Consider the following 577-nt stretch of genomic DNA (forward strand, 5'->3'; position numbering starts at 1 on the left):
GCCAACGGTTTTGTCACCATCAATGGCGATGGCACATTGCGCTATTCGCCGAACGCGGATTTCAACGGTACCGACACCATTGTTTACACGATAACCGATGCCCGTGGAGGTACGGATACCGGTCAGATCACAGTGACGATCAATCCGGTCAATGATGCACCGACAACGACACAGCTTCCCGCTCAGCTCGTTGACGAAGATGGCGCCATTGCCACGATTGACGTTCTGTCTTTGGCAAGTGACAGCGACGGTGACGTGCTCAACGTTCGCCCCGGCTCTCTTTCTGCCTCAAACGGCACGGTCACGCTGAATGGTGATGGATCACTACGCTACACTCCAGCCGCTAATTTCAATGGTATAGACACGATTTTCTACACCATTGAAGATGGTAATGGCGGCAGCGTTTCAGCTTCGGCAAACATCACCGTTAACCCGATCAATGATGCACCCGATGCAGGTAGCCCCGCGCCGCAATCGACCGCAGAAGATACGGCTATCGCCTCCATTGATGTCCTTACCGCTGCCAGCGATGTTGAGGGTGATACGATCAGCGTGGTCGCCGGTTCTGTCTCCGCCC

General features: G+C 54.8%; 1 protein-coding gene. It reads left to right on the plus strand.

The window, feature by feature from the left end:
• A partial coding sequence (locus tag R2A130_RS15515; RefSeq protein ID WP_009465120.1) for a tandem-95 repeat protein occupies positions 1 to 577 on the plus strand: 577 nt, incomplete at both ends.

The sequence above is a fragment of the Ahrensia sp. R2A130 genome (genome assembly GCF_000179775.1).
Classification (GTDB): domain Bacteria; phylum Pseudomonadota; class Alphaproteobacteria; order Rhizobiales; family Rhizobiaceae; genus Pseudahrensia.